This window comes from Variovorax sp. NFACC27 (genome assembly GCF_048301545.1).
In the GTDB taxonomy this organism is placed as follows: Bacteria; Pseudomonadota; Gammaproteobacteria; order Burkholderiales; family Burkholderiaceae_C; genus Variovorax; species Variovorax gossypii.
The window spans coordinates 5,003,169-5,020,771 of sequence record NZ_CP157613.1 but is presented as its reverse complement, the minus strand read 5'-3'; the positions used below and the strand labels follow the sequence as shown (position 1 = coordinate 5,020,771).

The 17,603-nt window shown below is 67.0% G+C and carries 15 protein-coding genes; 2 read left to right on the top strand and 13 right to left on the bottom strand.

The window, feature by feature from the left end:
* Window position 1 precedes the first annotated feature (1 nt).
* The 6 genes from ABL840_RS23520 to ABL840_RS23495 form a co-directional block, all read right to left on the bottom strand.
* The gene (locus tag ABL840_RS23520) at window positions 2-727 is read right to left on the bottom strand and encodes an alanyl-tRNA editing protein (RefSeq protein WP_093306203.1); all 726 of its coding nucleotides are present in this window, start codon (window positions 725-727) and stop codon (window positions 2-4) included.
* 37 nt (window positions 728-764) lie between these two features.
* A complete protein-coding gene (locus ABL840_RS23515; RefSeq protein WP_093202714.1) occupies window positions 765-1,688 on the bottom strand; it encodes a DMT family transporter in 924 nt (307 codons plus the stop codon).
* A gap of 89 nt (window positions 1,689-1,777) precedes the next feature.
* Window positions 1,778-2,089, bottom strand: coding sequence for a DUF1330 domain-containing protein (locus ABL840_RS23510; protein WP_093306205.1), 312 nt, complete (start codon window positions 2,087-2,089; stop codon window positions 1,778-1,780).
* Between the two features lie 65 nt (window positions 2,090-2,154).
* Complete coding sequence (locus ABL840_RS23505; protein WP_093202709.1) at window positions 2,155-2,979, bottom strand: hypothetical protein; 825 nt, start codon at window positions 2,977-2,979, stop codon at window positions 2,155-2,157.
* Between the two features lie 67 nt (window positions 2,980-3,046).
* Window positions 3,047-4,039: a class I SAM-dependent methyltransferase gene (locus tag ABL840_RS23500; protein WP_093202706.1), complete on the bottom strand. Its 993-nt coding sequence runs from the start codon at window positions 4,037-4,039 to the stop codon at window positions 3,047-3,049.
* Between the two features lie 280 nt (window positions 4,040-4,319).
* Window positions 4,320-5,159 carry an AraC family transcriptional regulator gene (locus ABL840_RS23495; protein ID WP_093202703.1) on the bottom strand — a complete coding sequence of 280 codons (840 nt, stop codon included), beginning with the start codon at window positions 5,157-5,159 and terminating at the stop codon, window positions 4,320-4,322.
* A gap of 299 nt (window positions 5,160-5,458) precedes the next feature.
* On the opposite strand from ABL840_RS23495, the gene ABL840_RS23490 reads away from it, so the two are divergent.
* The gene (locus ABL840_RS23490; RefSeq protein WP_418115985.1) at window positions 5,459-7,156 is read left to right on the top strand and encodes an acyl-CoA dehydrogenase family protein; all 1,698 of its coding nucleotides are present in this window, start codon (window positions 5,459-5,461) and stop codon (window positions 7,154-7,156) included.
* Here ABL840_RS23490 and ABL840_RS23485 read toward each other — a convergent pair.
* The 6 genes from ABL840_RS23485 to ABL840_RS23460 are packed head-to-tail and all read right to left on the bottom strand — an operon-like array spanning window position 7,143 to window position 15,287.
* Complete coding sequence (locus ABL840_RS23485) at window positions 7,143-9,428, bottom strand: molybdopterin-dependent oxidoreductase (protein ID WP_093306209.1); 2,286 nt, start codon at window positions 9,426-9,428, stop codon at window positions 7,143-7,145. The two genes, ABL840_RS23490 and ABL840_RS23485, sit on opposite strands and share 14 nt — an antisense overlap.
* A gap of 49 nt (window positions 9,429-9,477) precedes the next feature.
* Window positions 9,478-10,455 carry a Bug family tripartite tricarboxylate transporter substrate binding protein gene (locus ABL840_RS23480; RefSeq protein WP_418115984.1) on the bottom strand — a complete coding sequence of 326 codons (978 nt, stop codon included), beginning with the start codon at window positions 10,453-10,455 and terminating at the stop codon, window positions 9,478-9,480.
* Between the two features lie 40 nt (window positions 10,456-10,495).
* Window positions 10,496-11,353 carry a sulfurtransferase gene (locus ABL840_RS23475; RefSeq protein ID WP_093306213.1) on the bottom strand — a complete coding sequence of 286 codons (858 nt, stop codon included), beginning with the start codon at window positions 11,351-11,353 and terminating at the stop codon, window positions 10,496-10,498.
* Between the two features lie 51 nt (window positions 11,354-11,404).
* Window positions 11,405-12,397 (bottom strand): Bug family tripartite tricarboxylate transporter substrate binding protein, encoded by a 993-nt coding sequence (locus tag ABL840_RS23470; RefSeq protein WP_093306215.1) that lies wholly within the window; start codon window positions 12,395-12,397, stop codon window positions 11,405-11,407.
* A gap of 55 nt (window positions 12,398-12,452) precedes the next feature.
* A complete protein-coding gene (gene purB / locus ABL840_RS23465) occupies window positions 12,453-13,814 on the bottom strand; it encodes an adenylosuccinate lyase (RefSeq protein ID WP_093306217.1) in 1,362 nt (453 codons plus the stop codon).
* Window positions 13,815-13,829: 15 nt separating this feature from the next.
* Window positions 13,830-15,287, bottom strand: a complete 1,458-nt coding sequence (locus ABL840_RS23460) for an FAD-binding oxidoreductase (RefSeq protein WP_093306219.1) — start codon at window positions 15,285-15,287, stop codon at window positions 13,830-13,832.
* Window positions 15,288-15,445: 158 nt separating this feature from the next.
* On the opposite strand from ABL840_RS23460, the gene ABL840_RS23455 reads away from it, so the two are divergent.
* On the top strand, window positions 15,446-16,192 hold the full coding sequence (locus ABL840_RS23455) for an IclR family transcriptional regulator (protein ID WP_240651995.1): 747 nt from the start codon (window positions 15,446-15,448) through the stop codon (window positions 16,190-16,192).
* A 15-nt stretch (window positions 16,193-16,207) separates the two neighbouring features.
* Here the strand turns inward: ABL840_RS23455 and ABL840_RS23450 are convergent, their stop codons facing one another.
* A complete protein-coding gene (locus ABL840_RS23450; RefSeq protein ID WP_093306220.1) occupies window positions 16,208-17,578 on the bottom strand; it encodes an MmgE/PrpD family protein in 1,371 nt (456 codons plus the stop codon).
* Between the last annotated feature and the right edge of the window lie 25 nt (window positions 17,579-17,603).

Genomic DNA, 17,603 nt, shown 5'->3' with positions numbered 1-17,603 from the left:
CCTACTTGAGCAGGCCGATCCGGATCCTGCGGTTGTGCTGCCCCTTGTTCTCGATCTTCAGGATGCGCAGCGGCGCCGATTGCGAAGTCTTCGCGAGATGCGTGCCGCCGCAGGCCTGCCGGTCGAGACCGACGATCTCGATGATGCGCGTGGTGCCGTCGTCCTGGGCAGGCGGCGCGACCGAGCGGCTGCGCAGCACGCCGGGCTCGAGCGAGAGCGCCGCCGCGTCGAGGTACACGGCATTCACCTGCAGGCCGTCGGAGATCAGGCTGTTGAGCTGGGGCTCGAGCTTGCGCAGCTCGTTGTTGTCGACGGAGGGCAGGTCGAAGTCGATGCGAGCCGTGCCGTCGGCGCCCATCTGCACGCCCGTCACCAGCGAGCCCTCGAAGCGCTGGTAGACGAGCGCGTTGAGGATATGCAGGCCCGTGTGCAGCTGGCTCATCATGAAGCGGAAGTCCTGGTCGACGCTTGCGACCACCTTGTCGCCGGGGGCCTTGCCGATGTCCGATTCGTCGAAGACGTGCCAGGCGTTCCTGCCTTCCATCTCGATGCGGTCGATCTTCACTTCGCTGCCGTTCCACTGCAGCGTGCCGCGATCCGCCAGTTGCCCGCCGCCGCCCGGATAGAAGTAGGACTTGTCGAGAAGAACTGCGTTCGGCCGGCGTGCGATGACGTCGGCCTCGAACTGGAGGCGGTCGGGTTCGATGTGGCAAAGATACTGGGACATGAATTCCTCGGGTTGTGCGGGATGCTTGATTGCTTTCTCAGGAAAAACGACGGGCCGTCACGATGCCGACCAGGATCACCACGGCGCCTACGAACTCGGTGACGCTCAGGTACTCGTGGAACAGATAGGCCCCGAACACGGTGGCTATGACGGGCTGGATCAGCAGGGTGATCGACGACATCGCGGCAGGCAGCTTGGCCAGCGCATAGGCGATGAGGCCCTGGCCGCCGACGTGCGAGACGACGGCCAGCGCCACCAGCATCAGCACGCCGTGGAGCGTGTGCGGCACGAGCGATTCGCCGCGCAGCAGCGTGATGGGCAGCAGCACGATGAAGGTGCCGACGCTGCTCCAGGCCATGACGGTCATCGTCCGGTAGTTGGAGCGCACGAGGCTCACCGCCAGCAGATAGGAGCCGTAGAAGACGGCAGTGAGCAGCCCCAGCAGGTTGCCCGCCATGTAGCTGGAGCCGAAGTCGAGCCGGTGGCCTATGAGGATGAACGCGCCGGTCAGCGCGAAGAGCATGCCGAACAGGAAGCCCGGCTTGAACCGCTTGCCGAGGAAGATCCTGGAGCCGAGGACCACGAAGATGGGCGCGAGGTTGGCCAGCAGGTTGGAGTTGGCCAGCGTGGTCAGCGTCATCGACCAGTGATAGAGCGCGAGGTTTCCCGAGAAGATGAAGCCAACGAGGATGAGCTTCACCGGAATGGCCGGCATGCGCTGCTGCCGGTCGGCGGGGGCGATGTTCGCGGGTACGGGTTCGGCCCTTGCCGCGAGCATGTCGAGCAGGAAGAAGATCGGGATCGCGAGCGCCACCCGGTAGACCGCGCTGGCGGTGGGAGGCAGTTCGCTGTGGCGCAGGAAGACGCCGCCCAGTGCCAATGCCGCCGCGCCCAGCAGCAGCGCGACGAACGAGAAGAAGCTGCTCTTCGAGGCAGCCGGTAGTGCGATGGTTGTCGTCATGTTCTGTTCGATACGACCGGGTCTCCATCGGTCGTATCGCTCGGTTTGTTGTGAATGATCTGGAGGACAGACATGGCGAAGGCGAGAAGCTAGGGCCGTAGTAGCGGCTCTTCGAATCCTTCGATCACCATGAGCTGCATGTCGACCGCGGCGTCTTTTCGCAACCCTCTTGCGTGGGTGTATTCGGGCGATTCGTAGAACTTCCTCGCCGCGTCCGCGGTCTTGAACTCGACAAGAACCACGCGCCTGTCGTCGTGAGCGCCTTCCAGGTGCATGCGCTCGCCTCCCCGCGTCAGGAACCTGCCGCCGAACTTCTCGACGATGCCGGGCGTGAGTTGCTTGTACTCGTTGTACTGGTCCGGATTCACGATGGACATCCGGCCAATCAGATAGGCGACCATGTGGCTACCCGACTCGCTTCAATGAACGCTGTGTCCGAGCGCGGAGAAGACGTCGTCGGCCGCCGTCAGACGTAGGCCACCTTGCGCTGCTGCGCCTGCGCCGCGACGCCGGACTGCAGCAGGGCCGCGTCCAGGATGTCCCAGAGGCCGGTCAGCGAATCGAGGAAGTCGTCAGCGCCTTCGATGACCAGGTGCGCGTACTCCGTCTTCAGCGCGAGCTCGACGGCGGTGCGCGCGTTCTGCTCGTGGTGCTGCTCGGCGCCGACTTCGCCCCAGTGCTCCAGCAGGTAGTGCATCTCGGGCACTTCGAGATCGGCGTTGTAGATGCCGCTGTCCACCAGGCAGTACTTCTCGCCGGGGATCAGCTGCTGGTTCGAGATCATCTCCAGCGCCAGCGTGGTGCCGAGGTTGCGGTAGGTGTTCTCGATGTCCGTCAGCTTGCGGTGGTCGAACACGCCGATGGCCTTGCGGACCTGGGTGGTCAGGCCGGTCTCCATGTCGTAGCCGGGCAGGGAGCCGAGCAGCTGGTCTGAGAAGGCCTTCAGCTTCGCCTCGACCTTCTCCTGGTTGTAGAGGTCCGCGAAGACGGGCTGCTCGGCCGACTGGTTGACGATGTAGCCGGCCATCGTCGCCAGCTCGGGGCCATGGCCCGATTCGCTCTCGACGATTTCCTCGAGCAGCTCGCTTTGCCTGTGCAGCCCGTGCGCCTTCAGTGCATCGGGGAAGGCCCATCCAGGACGCGTCGACGCGCAGAAGCTCTGGATCTGGTGGAAAAGCGCCCCGACGACGGGCGGCTCCGGTTCGACCTTCGCCCAATTCTTGAAAATCGGGTGCGAATAGCAACGATGACTTTTAACTCTTTCGACCAGATCGGAAATGGTAACGCTCATTTCTTTCTCCTAATTACGGTTGGTTAAAAAATGCCACGAGGAAAAACGGAAGAATTGAATTTCTTGATTACTTGCTTGCCATCAGCATGCGCCCTCCAGGGTGATCGAGTACTTCGATCCGCACATTGGAAAATCCCGCGCGGAACAATTTTTCAGTCCACTCTTCTTCGCTAAGAAGACGCCTGGACATGAAATGGTTGTGAAGGTGGTTGAATGCCGCCGCGAACGGCTTTTCCCAATTCGACTGGGCGACGGGAATTGCATCGACGATGATCAGAGTGCCCTTGATCGCATAGGCGCAGCAGGCGCGCAGCAATGCGTCGAGCGTCGCTTCCTCGGCCGGAAGCAGGTCGTGCATGACGAAGCCCGCGTGGATGATGTCGGCGTCCTTGATGAGGGACGCGTCTTCCACGAGCACCTGGATGGGGGCCGTCACGAATTGCAGCCGGTCGCTCATGCCGGCGTCCTTGGCGGCCTGCACGGCCTGCTCGGTGGCCGATGCGCTCAGGTCGATGCCCACGCCCGTGGAGCCCGGGATCTTGCGCAGCATGCGGATCAGGAAGCCGCCGGAGCCCGATCCAAGATCCACGATTTTCTTTGGTGCCATCGCGACGATGGCGTTCTCCGGCTGGGGATAGAAGGACTTTTCCCCCATCCACTTCGACGTGCGGGCGACCAGGCCGCCGCTGCGCGGGTACTTGGCCTGAGCTTCCTCGTTGCGTTCCGAGAATTCCTTCGCGTTGTTGATCAGGGGCGCGCAGGCGCGAAGCGCCCAGGAGAGGTACCCGACCTCGTTGATCAGCTCGTCGAAATTGCTGCCGACCTTGTAGGTGGGCGGTGCCTTGGTGCCGAGGTCCTCGATGATGCCGGCCTTGCTCAGCGAATCGAGGTAGGCCGAAATGACCGATTCCTTGATGCCGCAGGAGCGGGAAGCGGCTGCCGCGTCCACGATCGGCGATTTCTGGAGGAAATCGATGACTCCGTATTCAGCGCCTATTTCCAGCAGGATTGCAGAACCTGCGAGGGAAGAACCAGTAATGCCGCGATCAACATTTTGCATGGGTCACCTGTGGGTTAAACACTATTGAAAACGAACTGATTACTTTGCAATGGCCGAAACCATTTAGTTGCACGATAGTCAGGGTGCCGGAGGCCGTATTGGTAAAAATTGCGGCACAGCAGCAAGAGCCAAAAAAGAGAGCCGAAAGAATTCGGCCGGCCTGGCGAGGCCGGAACGGACGAGGTAAAGCCGACCCGGCGCGCTCATGTCGCGCGAGGCGGTATTGGGAAAAGTGAAGGCCCCGGCGCGTATCGCGGGGGCGAGTCAGGCTCTCGGCCTCTCAGTTGATCCGCGCGCGGACGTACTGCAGAGGCGTCATGCCGAAGGTGCGCTTGAAGTGCCGGGTGAGGGCACTCTGGTCGTAGAAGCCGCTCGCGACCGCGGCCTCGATCAGGGGGCGGCCCGCGGTGAGAAGACCGATGGCGGCCCTGAGACGCAGCTGCGTCAGGTACATGTGCGGCGTCAGGCCGATCGTCCGGTTGAATGCGCCGATCAGCTGGAAGGGCGTGAGGTCGGCCGCGGCCGCCATCTGCTCGAGGGTCAGGCGTTCCGCGAAGGCATCGCGCAGCAGTTCCAGCACCGGCGCGAGCACGCTCGCATCCGCCGGCACCGGAAGCACGCGCTGGCCCGGTTGCGCGTGGTTCTGGAAGAGCGTTCCGAAGCTATGGACGAAGAGCTCCTGCTGTCGCAGCGGATCCCATTGGCCGCTGTCTCCGTCGAAGGCCCGATGCAACTCCAGGAAGCAGGCAATGAGTTCCGGGTCGTCGTAGATGTTGGAACCAAAGTATCGGGTCTGGTCGACTCCCAGCGTGCTCATCAGGTGCCTGATGCCCGGGTCGGCCAGGTAGAGAGCCCGGTATCGCCACCGGTTGCTGCCGCCCATGCGGCCCGAATGGGGCTCGGAAGGGTTGAAGACGAGCAGCGCCTGCTGATGCGCAATGCCGGTGCGGCCGCGGCTCTTGAATTCCGCGCCTCCCACCTCGGTGACCGCGATCACGAAGGAATGGTGCACGTGCGGCGCGTATTCGTGCGTGGTGAAGTCGGCGTGCAGCATGTCCATGCCGGGGATGCCGGATGCATGCCAGTAGCGCGACGTGTTCAGAGGGTCCAGCTTGGCCAACGAATACCTCCGTTTGGATCAGCGGTTGCAACGCACCCTTCGTTCAACCGGTCGATGGCACCTGAATGGTGAGCAAGGCCGTCTCGTTCCGGTGATTACAGCGCGATCTTGGGTGAAGCGGGAAGCTTCCGGTCGCGGTGACTCGATTCAAGCAAACGCTATGCCATTTTGCGGGCCGTCTGCATTCCGTCCGCGTTCCGTTCGAACGCGATGCGTCGCACCGGGAAAGATCAGGTTCACGAATCGCGGCGAATGATTCACCATGCTGCGCGGCGCAAAGCCATTCCATGGAGATCTTCATGAACATGCCTCTCGAGAGCACAGAACTGGCGTTTCAGTTTTCGCTGGCCGACGGCGTCGAAACGCACAAGGTATTCAACCAGGCCGAGCCTTGCATCGGCCACAACGCGTTCACGGGCGACGTGGCTCTACGGGAACTAGCTCGCAAGCATGCACCATGGAGCATTCCGAACGCGACGGCCGTGGGTGCATTGGCAGGCGACGAACAGGTGCAGGACCTCGCTCGGCTCGCCAACGAGCACAACCCCCAACTGCGCACGCACGACCGCTTCGGCAACCGGCTGGACTGGGTCGAGTTCCATCCCGCATGGCACCAGCTGATGAGCCTGGCCTTTGCGCATGGCGTGCCAAGCCTTGCATGGACGACCACTGAACACTCGGGCCACTTCGCGCGCGCGGTGCTGAGCTACCTGTGGAACCAGGTCGAGAACGGCACTGGCTGCCCCACCGGCATGGCGTACGCTGCGTGCGCCGGTTTCGAAGGGCGGCCGGAGTTCGCGCTGTGGCGAGAGAAGACGCTCTCGGGCCGGTACGACCCACGCCGCCTGCCTCTTTCGCAGAAGACCGGCGCGGTGATCGGCTATGCCATGACCGAGAAGCAGGGCGGCTCCGACCTGCGCCAGACGCAGACCACGGCGGCCTTCGTCGGCACCGACAACGGCGTGCAGGTCTACAGCATCACGGGCCACAAGTGGTTCTTCTCGGTTCCGACTTCCGACGGCTTCTACACGCTGGCACGAACGCAATCGGGCGTGAGCTGCCTCTTCGTTCCGCGCTTCCTGCCGGACGGCAGCGCCAATCGCGTCGCGGTGCAGCGGCTGAAGGACAAGTGCGGCAACCGCTCCAACGCATCGAGCGAGGTCGAGTTCAACAAGACCTGGGCGATGCTGGTCGGCGAGGAGGGACGCGGCATCCGAGAAATCCTCACGCACGCGCACCTGACGCGGCTGGACTTCGCGGTCGGCTCGGCCGGCCTCATGCGGCAGGCGCTGACGCTGGCGATAGGCCACGCATCGACGCGCGACGGCTTCGGCCGCCGCATGGCGGACCTGCCCATGCAGACCAACGTGCTGGCCGACCTCGCGCTCGAAAGCGAAGCGGCCATGCTGTCGGCGATGCGCGTCGCGCGCGCGACCGACGGCATGGAATCGAACGAACGCGAGCGGCTTCTGGCCCGCGTGGCGACACCGGTGGTCAAGTACTGGAACTGCCAGCGTGCGACGTACTTCGTCTACGAGGCATTGCAGGTGCACGGCGGCAACGGCTTCATCATGGAGAACCCGATCGCGCGGCTTTATCGCGAGGCGCCGCTCAACTCGATCTGGGAAGGCACCACCAACATGATGTGCATGGACGTGGTGCGCGCGCTGGGACGCGAGAAGGGCGCGCTCGAAGTCTTCCTCGACGAGGTGTCGGTACCGCAGGCGGCGGGCAACGCCGCGCATGCGAAGTTCATCGCCAGCCTGCGCGACGATCTCGGTGCGGGCGCGATCGACGAGGGCAACTCGCGAGCCATCGTGACGCGCATGGCCCTTGCGCTCCAGGCGAGCGAGATGCTCAGGCACAGCGACGGCGCGGTCGCGCAGCGCTTCATCGAGTCGCGCCTTGGAGGCCGGCATGCCGGCGTGATCGGCACGCTGGCCGACGGAGCCGACCTGCGAGACATCGTCTCGCGCGCGGCGCTCAACGAGCAGTGACCTCCGGCGGATCGTAGGCCCGGATCGGAGGCAGCGCTTCGTCGAAGCGCTCGATCTGCACGGTGCTCAGCTGTCCGGCGCATCCCTGCGCCAGCGACGATGTCCCGATGTCGCGGGTGAGAACGTTCGGATTGCCGTGCGCGCACATCGGCCTGTTCCTGGCGTCGAGCACGGGGTCATACCAGGCGCCCGTGGGCAGCTGCACGACGTCTTCGCGCATGTCCGTGCACAGGTGCGCGCTGGCCAGGCAGGCGCTGATCTCGTTGAAGAGACGGACGATGTCGCCCTCGCGGATGCCGCGCGCGGCCGCCGCCGAGGGGTGCATGGTGCAGACCTCGCGCCCGTTGCGCTTGCTGGCCTGGCTGTGAGCGCCGAAGTCGAGCTGGCTGTGCAGCTTGGTGTGCGGCTGGTTGGCCACGAGCCATAGCGGATGGACCGCGTCAGGCGCGAACTTCGGCGGCAGCCACGCCGGATGGCCGGGACAGTCCGCGTAGCCGAAGCCCGCCACCGTGGGCGAGCTGACCTGGATCCTGCCGCTGGGCGTGGCCAGCCGGGCTCCTTCTGGATCGTTGCGGAAGGCGCGCAGGATGCCGCCGTCGTCCTCCCGCTGCGGCAGCGTGATCTCGCCGCGCTGCCAGAAAGCCTGGAAGTCCGGCGCTTCGAGGCCGAGTGCCTCGAGGCCCGCGCGCGTGCGCTCGTAGAGGTGCGCGAGCCATGCGCGCGTGTCGCGCCCCTCGCTGAAGGCTTCGAGCCCGCCCAGGCGCCGAGCCAGGTCGCAGAAGATGTCGTAGTCGTCGCGCGCGAGCCCGTGGGGCTCGCAGACGCGGTGCATGGCCACCATCAGCGGATCGGTGGGCGTGGCGCCGATGTCCTCGCGCTCCAGGGTCATCGTGCAGGGCAGCACGATGTCGGCGTGGCGGGCGGTGGCGGTCCATGCGATCTCGTGCACGACGAAGGTGTCGAGCGTGCGGAAGGCCTCGCTCAGGCGCCGCAGATCCTGGTGGTGATGGAACGGGTTGCCGCCGGCCCAGTAGGCGAGCCGGATGTGCGGATAGGTATGGCGCTTGCCGTTGTAGTCGAAGGGCTGGCCGGGGTTCAGCAGCATGTCGCTGATGCGGGCCACCGGAATGAACGCCTTGACCCCGTTGTCGCCCTGGGGCAGCGCCGAAGTGGGGACGGCGTTGTTGCGCTTGCCGTAGTGCGCCAGGGTGCCCAGGGCGTAGTTGTAGCCGCCGCCGGGCAGCCCGGGCTGGCCGAGCGCGGCGGCCAGCACCGCGCCCATCCATACGGGCTGCTCGCCGTGCTCGGAGCGCTGCAGCGAATGCGAGACCACCACCAGCACGCGCTTGCCGACCAGGTCGCGGGCCAGCTGCGTCAATTGCGTCGCGGGCAGTCCACAGATGGGGGCGGCCCAGTCGCAGCTCTTCGCGATGCCATCGCTGCGCCCCATGAGGTAATCCTCGAAGGCGCTCCAGCCGTCGCAATAGCGTTCGATGAAGTCGCGGTCGTGCGAGCCGTCGGTCACCAGCTGGTGGACCAGCGCGAGCATCAGCGCGGTGTCGGTGCCCGGCACGGCGCTCAGCCATTCGAAGGCAGCCTCCTCGGGAAGATCGCTCTTCAGCGGGCTGATGGAGACGAAGCGGCAGCCTCGTGCCGCGGCCGCGCGCATGGACTCGCGCTCGACGTGCCGGCTGATCCCGCCCGAGGCCACGCGCGAGTTCTTGAGCGCCATGCCCCCGAAGGCCAGCACCACGTCGGTGTGCTCGACGATCTGCTCCCAGGTCACGTTGCGCCTTGCCACTTCCTCCATGGTGCCGATGACGTGCGGCAGCATCGGGCCCGAAGCGCCGGCGCTGTAGCTGTTGACCGAGCGCACGTAGCCACCCAGCGTGGTGTTCAGGAAGCGGTGGACCTGGCTCTGCGCGTGGTGAAAGCGCCCCGCGCTGGACCAGCCGTAGGAGCCGCCGAAGATGGCCTCGCAACCGTGCTCGCGCTGCACGCGCCGCAGTTCGGCCGCCAGCCGGTCCAGGACCTCGTCCCAGGCCATGGGAACGAAGCTGTCCTCGCCGCGCCGCGCATCGGGGCCCGGTCCGCGCTCGAGCCAGCCACGGCGCACCATGGGCGTGGTGACGCGTGCGCGGTGATGAACGGCCGTCGCGAAGTTCTCGATCAGCGGATTCGGGTCCGGGTCGCCGGGGTGCGGCCGCACGACGAGCGCGCCGTCTTTCCAGCCCGCGGAGAAGACGCCCCAATGGGCGCTGTGCGGGCGCATGGCGGTGCCGGGTTCCGGCGCAGTGATGGACGACGAGGGCACCTGCGGGTCACTCCACCTTGAGATTGCCGCGCTCCACGCCGCGCCTGTAGTTGGCGATGTCCTGCAGCACGAAGTCCCTGAAGGCGGTGCCGGTACGCGTCGCTTCCTGGGCGCCGTCCGCGCGGTACACGCGCAGCACCTCGGGCGCCTGCATGGCCTGCTTCACGGACTGGGCGATCTTGTCGATGACGGGCTTGGGCGTGCCCTTGGGGGCTGCCAGGCCGTACCACTGGGTCATGACCACGTCGATGCCCGATTCCTTGAGCGTGGGCACGTCGGGCATGCCCGGGATCCGCTTCTCGCTGCTCACTGCCAGCAGCCGCAGCTTGCCGCTGCTGATCTGTCCCATCAGCGGCGTATAGGGCGCGAAGAAGCTGTCGACCAGCCCACCCATGAGGTCGGTCATGACCGGGCCCGATCCCTTGTAGGGGATGTGGAGGATGTCGAGGTTGCCCTGCTGCTTGACCATTTCCATCACGATCTGCGCCGCGCCGCCGGCACCGGTGGATGCGTAGGTGAGCTTGCCGCCCCTGGCTGCGGCGATGTAGTCCTGGATGGTCTTGATCTTCGAGTTGCCGCTGACGACCAGCCCGTAGGGCGTCTCGACCAGCTGGCTGATGAAGACGAAGTCGTCGGGCACCTTGTAGGGCAGGTTGGGGCGTATGGCGGGCGCGCTGCCGACGTTGCCGCTCATCGCCAGCAGCAGGGTGTATCCGTCGGGCTTGGCCTGCGTCATCAGCTCGGCCGCGATGTTGCCGCCCGCGCCCGGCTTGTTGTCGACCACGATGGGCTTGCCGATGTGCTTGCCCAGCTCGTTGGCGATGGTGCGGCCGTAGAGGTCGCCGCCTCCGCCCGGAGGAAAGCCGATCAGCAGCCGGATCGGCTGCTCGGGATAGCCGGCGGCCATGGCCACCGTTGCGGCGCCTGCCAGGCATGCCGCGGCGAGCATGCGGAAGCAGCGTCCGATCGAAGGGATTCTTTGCACGGGTGTCTCCAGTCTGTTCTTGTGATCGCTCGATGGGGGCTCAGGCCGCGCCGGTAGCGATGGGCGCGCCCGGCTGGGCGCTCCATTCACTCCAGGAGCCGGGGTACAGCGCCGCGCCCCGCAGTCCCGCGACTTCCATCGCCAGCAGGTTGTGGCAGGCGGTCACGCCCGAGCCGCATTGGTTGATGAGCTGCGCGGCGGGGCGGCCGCCGGTGATGGCGTCGAACTCGCTGCGCAGCAGGGCCGGTGCCTTGAAGCGGCCGTCCGGGCCCAGGTTGTCCTTGAAGAGGCGGTTGCGCGCGCCGGGAATGTGCCCGCCCACCGGGTCCATCGTTTCGTTCTCGCCGCGGAAGCGATCGGGTGCGCGGGCGTCCAGCACCAGCCGCTGCGTGTCGTCGATGTTGGCCAGGACCTCGTCATAGGACACCGTCGCGACCAGCGGAGCCTTCAGGCTGAAGCTGCCCTCGGGGCGCGGTGCCGGCTTTTCGGTGTCGAGCGCGTGGCCGGCGGTCTTCCAGGCGGCGATGCCGCCGTCGAGCACGGCGACCTGCCGGTGCCCGGCCCAGCGCAGCATCCACCACAGGCGCGCGGCGTACATGCCGCCGGCGTTGTCGTAGGCCACCACCTGCGCGTCGGCGTTCAGGCCCATCGCAGCCATGGTCCTTGCGAAGGCTTCGCGCGAGGGCAGGGGGTGGCGGCCGTTGCGTCCGGTCTTGGCGGCGGACAGCGCGTGTTCCAGGTGCAGGTAGAAGGCGCCGGGGATGTGCCCTGCGTCGTAGGCGCGCTGACCCGCCTGCAGGTCCGTGAGTTCGAAGCTGCAGTCGAGCAGCAGCAGCGCGGGGTCTTGCTTCTGTGCCGCGGCGAGTTGGTCGGGGGAAATCAGGGTGTCGAAGATCATGGAGGAGAAGAGTCGGTGAAAGGTGCGGGAGGAAGGGGCTGCGTGCCTCGCCTAGGGCGAGATCTCCTTGAGCAGGGCGGGCGTGGCGGCGCCCTTGTAGCGCGCGATGTCTTCCTGGATGAACTTGCCGAAGCCGTCCATCGGCAGGTTGTGCTCCGTGGCTGCATCGCGCCGGATCGCGTCGCGCACTTCCGCCGTGGCGAGCGCACGGCCCAGGTGGTCGGCCAGGTACTTCACCACCGGCGCGGGCGTGCCCGCCGGCGCGACCAGCCCGTACCACTGGGTCACGGGAACGTTTACGCCCAGCTCCTTGAAGGTGGGCACGTCGGGAATCGCGGGGTTGCGCGCATTGCCCGTGATGGCGAGAAGGCGCAGTTGCCCCTGGCGCACCTGCCCGACCAGCGGCGAGGCGGTCGCGAAGAAACAGTCGACCTGGCCGCCCAGCATGTCGGTGATGGCGGGGCCCGAGCCACGGTAGGGCACGTGCAGCATCTCGACGCCGGCTTCCTTCTTGACCATCTCCATGCCGATGTGCGCGGCCGCGCCGGCGCCCGTGGAGGCGAAGCTGAGCTTCTGCGTGCGGGCCGCGTCGAGCAGTTCGCGCGCCGTCCTGAAGCGCGAGTTGTGGGCGACGAACAGGCCGTGCGGCGCTTCCAGGATCAGCCCGACGGGCGTGAAGTCTTCGGGCACCTTGTACGGGATGGCCTGCGGCCTGATGGCGGGCGCCACCGCGAGGTTGCCGCTCATCGCGAGCAGCAGCGTGTAGCCGTCGGGCTTCGCCTTGGCCACCGCGTCCGCCGCGATGTTGCCGCCGGCTCCGGCGCGGTTGTCGACGATCACGGGTTGCCCCAGCGTCTTGCCGAGTGCGTTGGCGATCAGTCGGCCGTACAGGTCGCCGCCCCCGCCGGGAGGGAACCCCACCACCAGCCTGACCGGCTGCTCGGGATAGGCGGCGAATGCCGGCATGGCCGCCAGGCCCAGCAGGCCGGCCAATGCCAGCGCCATGCGGCGTCGGCGCATGGTTGCGCTTGCAAAGGTTGTCATGGGCTGTCTCCGTTTTGCTCTTGTGGGTGCCGTTCGGCGATTCAGGCGCGGCGGCTCAGTCCTGCAGCCAGGCTTTTTGCTGCTCGATGACGCGGTCGACGGTGGCGCCGCACTGGCCCAGGTACTGCAGCGGATCGGTGAGGTCGCGGATCTCGGCGTCGCTCAGCAGCTTCGAGAGGCCGGGATGGCTGCGCATGGCGTCGGCGAAGTCGAGCTTCGACGTGATGCCGTGCATCGAGGCTTCATAGATCCATTCGTGCGCGGTCTGCTTGCCCACGCGCTCCGACAGTTCCAGCATGACGCGCTCGGACAGCAGGTAGCCGCGCATCCGGTCGAGGTTGGCGGCCATCGCGTCGGCGTTGACCTTGAGGCCGGCCAGCAGGTTCTTCGCCTGGAACAGCATGGCGCCGGCGATCATGCAGCACTCGGGCAGCGCCTTCCATTCCATCTTCCAGGCGATGCCATCGCGTTCGCTCTCCTGGACCATGCCCTCGACCATCATCGCGGCGTTGTAGCGCAGCGGGCGCGACAGCCCGGCCAGGTTCTCGGCCGATGTCGGGTTGCGCTTGTGCGGCATGGTCGACGAGCCCAGCTTGCCGTCCGAGAAGCCTTCTTCCACTTCGCCGAATTCGTTGCGCTGCATGTTGAAGAGTTCGTTGCCGATCTTCGAGAGCGTGGCACCCAGCATGGCCAGCAGGTTGGCGTACTCGGTGAAGCGGTCGCGCGCCGGCGCCCAGCTGATGGCGGGCGTGCCCAGGCCCAGCTTGTCGAGCATCAGGTGTTCCAGTTGCTCGGCCTTCGGGCCCAGCGATGCCTGGCTGCCCACGGCGCCGGCCAGCATGCCCACCAGCACGCGCGGGGCGGCCTGCACGAGCCGCTCGTGATGGCGGCCCAGCTCGTCGAGCCACACCGCGCACTTGTGGCCGAAGGTGATGGGCAGGGCCTGCACGCCGTGCGTGCGGCCGGCCATCGGAACGTCGCGGTGAGTGGTCGCGAGACGGGCGAGCTCCTTGCCGACCGCCTTGATGTCGCGCAGCGCCACGGCGTGAAACTCCTTGAGCTGCAGCGCCACGCCGGTGTCCACCACGTCCTGCGTGGTGGCGCCGTAGTGCACCCACTCGCCGTTTCCCTTCGAGCAGCGTGACTGCAGCTGCTTCAGCGCGGGCACCAGCGAGTGCTTGATGCGGCGGATCTCGGCCGACATCGCGGCGATGTCGATGTTCTCCACCTGTGCCTGCATCGCGATTTCGCGTGCGGCGGCCGGCGGGATGATCCCCAGCTCGGCCTGCGCGGCGGCCAGCGCGGCTTCGAAATCGAGCCACTTCTGCACGCGGTTCTCCTCGCCGAAGATCCTGCGCAGTTCGTCGGTGCCCCACAGGTGCTGGAGCGATTGCATGTCGAAAACGGAAACGGGCATGTGAGTCCTGAAGTGCTAGAGGGAAGAAGGGCGCGAGGTGGCGACGGGCAGGGGCAACACTCGCCCCGGATTGAAGGTGTTCGCGGGGTCGAGCGCATGCTTGATGCGCGCCATCAGTTCCAGCGCGACGGGCTGCTTGTATTGCAGGAAGGCCTCCTGCTTGAGACGCCCGATGCCGTGCTCTGCGGAGATCGAGCCCTGCATGCGCGCGGTGATCGCATGCACCACGTCGTGCACGGCTTCCTCGCGCGCGCGGAACGCTGCGTCGGACATGCCGGGCGGCTTGCTCTGGTTGTAGTGAAGGTTGCCGTCGCCCACGTGGCCGAAGCAGACCACGCGAATGCCGGGAAGCAGGCCTTCCAGCGCGGCGCCGGCTTCGGCGATGAATTCGGGGATGCGCGACACGGCGACGGAGATGTCGTGCTTGATCGACGGTCCGTCGAGCCGCTGGGCCTCGGGCACGTGTTCGCGCAGAGCCCACAGCGCATGGGCCTGCTGGCCGGATGCGGCGAGCACCGCGTCGAGCACGAGGCCTTGCTCCATCGTGCCGGCGAGTGCGTCTTCCACCGCGGGCGTCGGGTCGAGCAGGGCGGAGGTCTCGGAAACGTCGAACAGCACGGCCCAGGCGTGCACGCCCGCCAGCGGGTCGCGCATGCCGGGCGTGCCGTGCGCGAGCACCTGGGCCAGCGCCTCGCGTCCGATCAGCTCGAAGGCCGTCACCCGTTCGCCGACGGCGTCGCCCAGGCGGGCCAGCAGTTCCACGGCTGCCTGCGGATCGCGCACGGCCACCCAGCCGGTGACGACCTTGTCCGGCCTTGCATGGAGCTTGAAGGTGGCCGCCGTCACGATGCCGAGCGTGCCTTCACCGCCGATGAACAGCTGCTTCAGGTCGTAGCCGGTGTTGTCCTTGCGCAGCGCTCCCGATGCGTCGAGCACGCGACCGTCCGCCAGCACGACCTCGATGCCCAGGGTCAGGTCGCGCGTGTTGCCGTAGCGCAGTACCTGTTCGCCGCCGGCGTTGGTCGAGACCACGCCGCCGACCGTGGCGCTGCCTTCGGACGCCAGCGAAAGCGGAAAGAGCCGGCCGGCGGCGGCAGCGGCTTCCTGCGCCGCGAGCACGGTGCAGCCGGCTTCCAGGGTCATGCTGTTGTCGAGCGGGTCCACGCGGCGCACCCTGGTCATGCGGTCGAGGCTCAGCACGACTTCGCGGCTCGACGCGTCCGGCGTGGAGCCGCCCACCAGCCCAGTGTTTCCGCCCTGCGGCACCACGGGAACTCCCCATGTCGCGCACAGGGCGACCACGCGCGAAACCTCCTCGGTGCTCGCAGGCCGCACGACGGCTCGTGCGGCGCCAGGGTAGTTGCGGCGCCAGTCGCCGACGTAGCGCGCCGTGGATGCGTCGTCGGTGAGCACGTGGGCCGCGCCTGTGATTGCACGGAGCTCTTCGACGAATGGATCGGCAGGGTTCGACATGGATTGCGCGCTTCCGCGATGGCTGCGCCGCTGGGCGGCGGGTTGTCTCTTCGTTTTCTCGTTTGTTTCAATGAATAAAACAAACTTCAATGAATGAAACTGTAGGATCGCAGGCGGCAACTGTCAACCCGGATAATCCGCAGCCCGGAGCGCCCACCATGAAAAACCAAGAAATCGATACCGCAGCGTCCGTCGGACCCAAGCCTCCCGCCGGAGTGCTGGAGCGGGGCATTTCCATCCTCGAGTGCTTCAGCGAAGACCGGCTGCGCATGTCCCTGCGCGAGCTGGCCGAGTGCACGGGCCTGGACAAGGCCACGCTGCTGCGGCTGCTCGGCGTGCTGACGCGCGCCCGGATGATTCATCGCTTCGACAGCGGCAGCTACGCGCCCGGTCCGGCGTTGCTGCACATGGGCATGCTCTACCGCAGCACCTTCGACCTCGGCACGCGGCTGCAGCCGGTGCTGCACGAGGTGATGCGGCAGACCGGCGAGACCGTGGCCTTCTACATCCGCAGCGGGGAAGAGCGTGTGTGCCTCTACCGTGAGAACACGGCCAGGGAGGTGCGCCACCACGTCGAGGTGGGAACGCGCATTCCGCTCTCCGCCGGCGGTTCTTCGGCCCACATCCTCCTGGCCTTCACCGGCGGCACCACGGAGCATCAGGCCGAGATCGATGCGAAGGGCTATGCGATGACGCGCGCCGAGCGCGTCGCCGAGATGGCATCGGTCGCGCTTCCGGTGTTCGACGGCGATGGCACCTTTCTCGGCGCGCTGGTGGTCATCGGCCTGGCGTCGCGCCATAGCGTGGCGGCCCAGCGCAAGGCCGCGGAGATCGTGCGGCACGAACTGGCCCTGCAGGGGTTCGCCAGCAAGGCCCCGAGCGGCTGGAGGCCGGTGCAGGCCTGACGCCGGGGCGCGGTCTCAGCGGCCGAAGAGTTCGGGCGACGGCAGGCAAGGCTCGTCGTCCCGCGATGCATCTGCGAAGGTGGCGCACCAGTCGGAGGTTCGCACGGCCTGCGCATCGGTCATCGCCGGGACGAATGCGCGCATGCGTGCCTGCAGCTGCGGCCAGTCGAAGGGGTCTTCCGGATCTCCCCGGCGCAGTTCGCGCAGCGAGCTGAAGCTGCGGCCGTCCTGCATCGTGATGGTCACGCGGGCGGGGCGTTTCCGCGGAAAGGCCCGCTGGAAGCCGTCGTCCGTCGCGACATGCACGCGTTCGGCCAGCGCGAGCAGCGTCGGCGAGTGCAGGTCGGGCGTCTCCATGTCCTCGATGCCCAGTCGGCCGCTCAACAGCAGGGTGGCCATCACGTAGCGCAGGCAGAAGGCTGTCTCCGCCGCCTTGGACGGCCAGTGCACGCCGGCGATCTTCAGCGCGTGCGGGAAGATGGTCACGTCCACCGACTCGATCTCGTGCGGCGCGAGGCGGTGCCTGTCCATGATTTCGCGCGCGGCATCCAGCGGGGTGAACAGCTGGGCGCAGCAGGGCCAGGCCTTGATGGTGGCGGTGTTCAGCCGTTCGGGCGCGTCGAGCTCGCCGTCCAGCGCTGCCAGCGGGCCGTCTCCTTGCAGGAGTGCGTAGAGGCCGCGTCGCCCGGTGACGAAGGCACGCGCGCCGGGGAAGCCCGCCTGCGCAGCCCATGCGGCCATCATGCCGTTGCGCACGGCGAAGGCCGGGTGCAGCGACTTCGATTCGTGCGCCTCGTCGTCCACCAGTTGCCACAGGCCGGCGGATTGCGTCGCCGCGATTCCCATCGCGTGGTGCAACTGCGTTTGCGGCAAGCCCAGTGCAACCGCGCTCGCGGCCGCCGCGCCCACGCAGCCGGCGGTGGCGGTGGCGTGGAAGCCGGCGGCGTGGCGCGTGCCCAGTACTTCGCCGACGCGCAGCGCCACCTCGTAGCCGGCAATGATCGCGTCGGCAGCTCGCCGCATCGGCAGCGGTTGTGTCGCGGCCAGCGCCATCACTGGCGAGATGGCGACCACGCCAGGGTGCAGCATCGCGGCGCGGTGTGCGTCGTCGATCTCGCGCAGATGGGCGATGCCGGCGTTGGCGAAGCCCGCGGCCAGCGGCTGCAGAGAGGGGCCACCGAAGACCGGAGCCGGGCCTTGCCCCGGCATGCTGGCGGCGGAAAGCCGGTGCAACGCGGTCGCGCCGGCCATGCCGATCGCGGACCACCCGGCGGTGAACCAGTCGAGCATGGCCTGCGCCAGGCGGTCGCGGGTAGCTTGGGCAAGAGGGCGGCCCTGCATGGCCGCGAGGTGGGCTGCCAGGACCGATTCCGGATCGCGGGTCATATAATTTATTTCGTTCAATGAAATT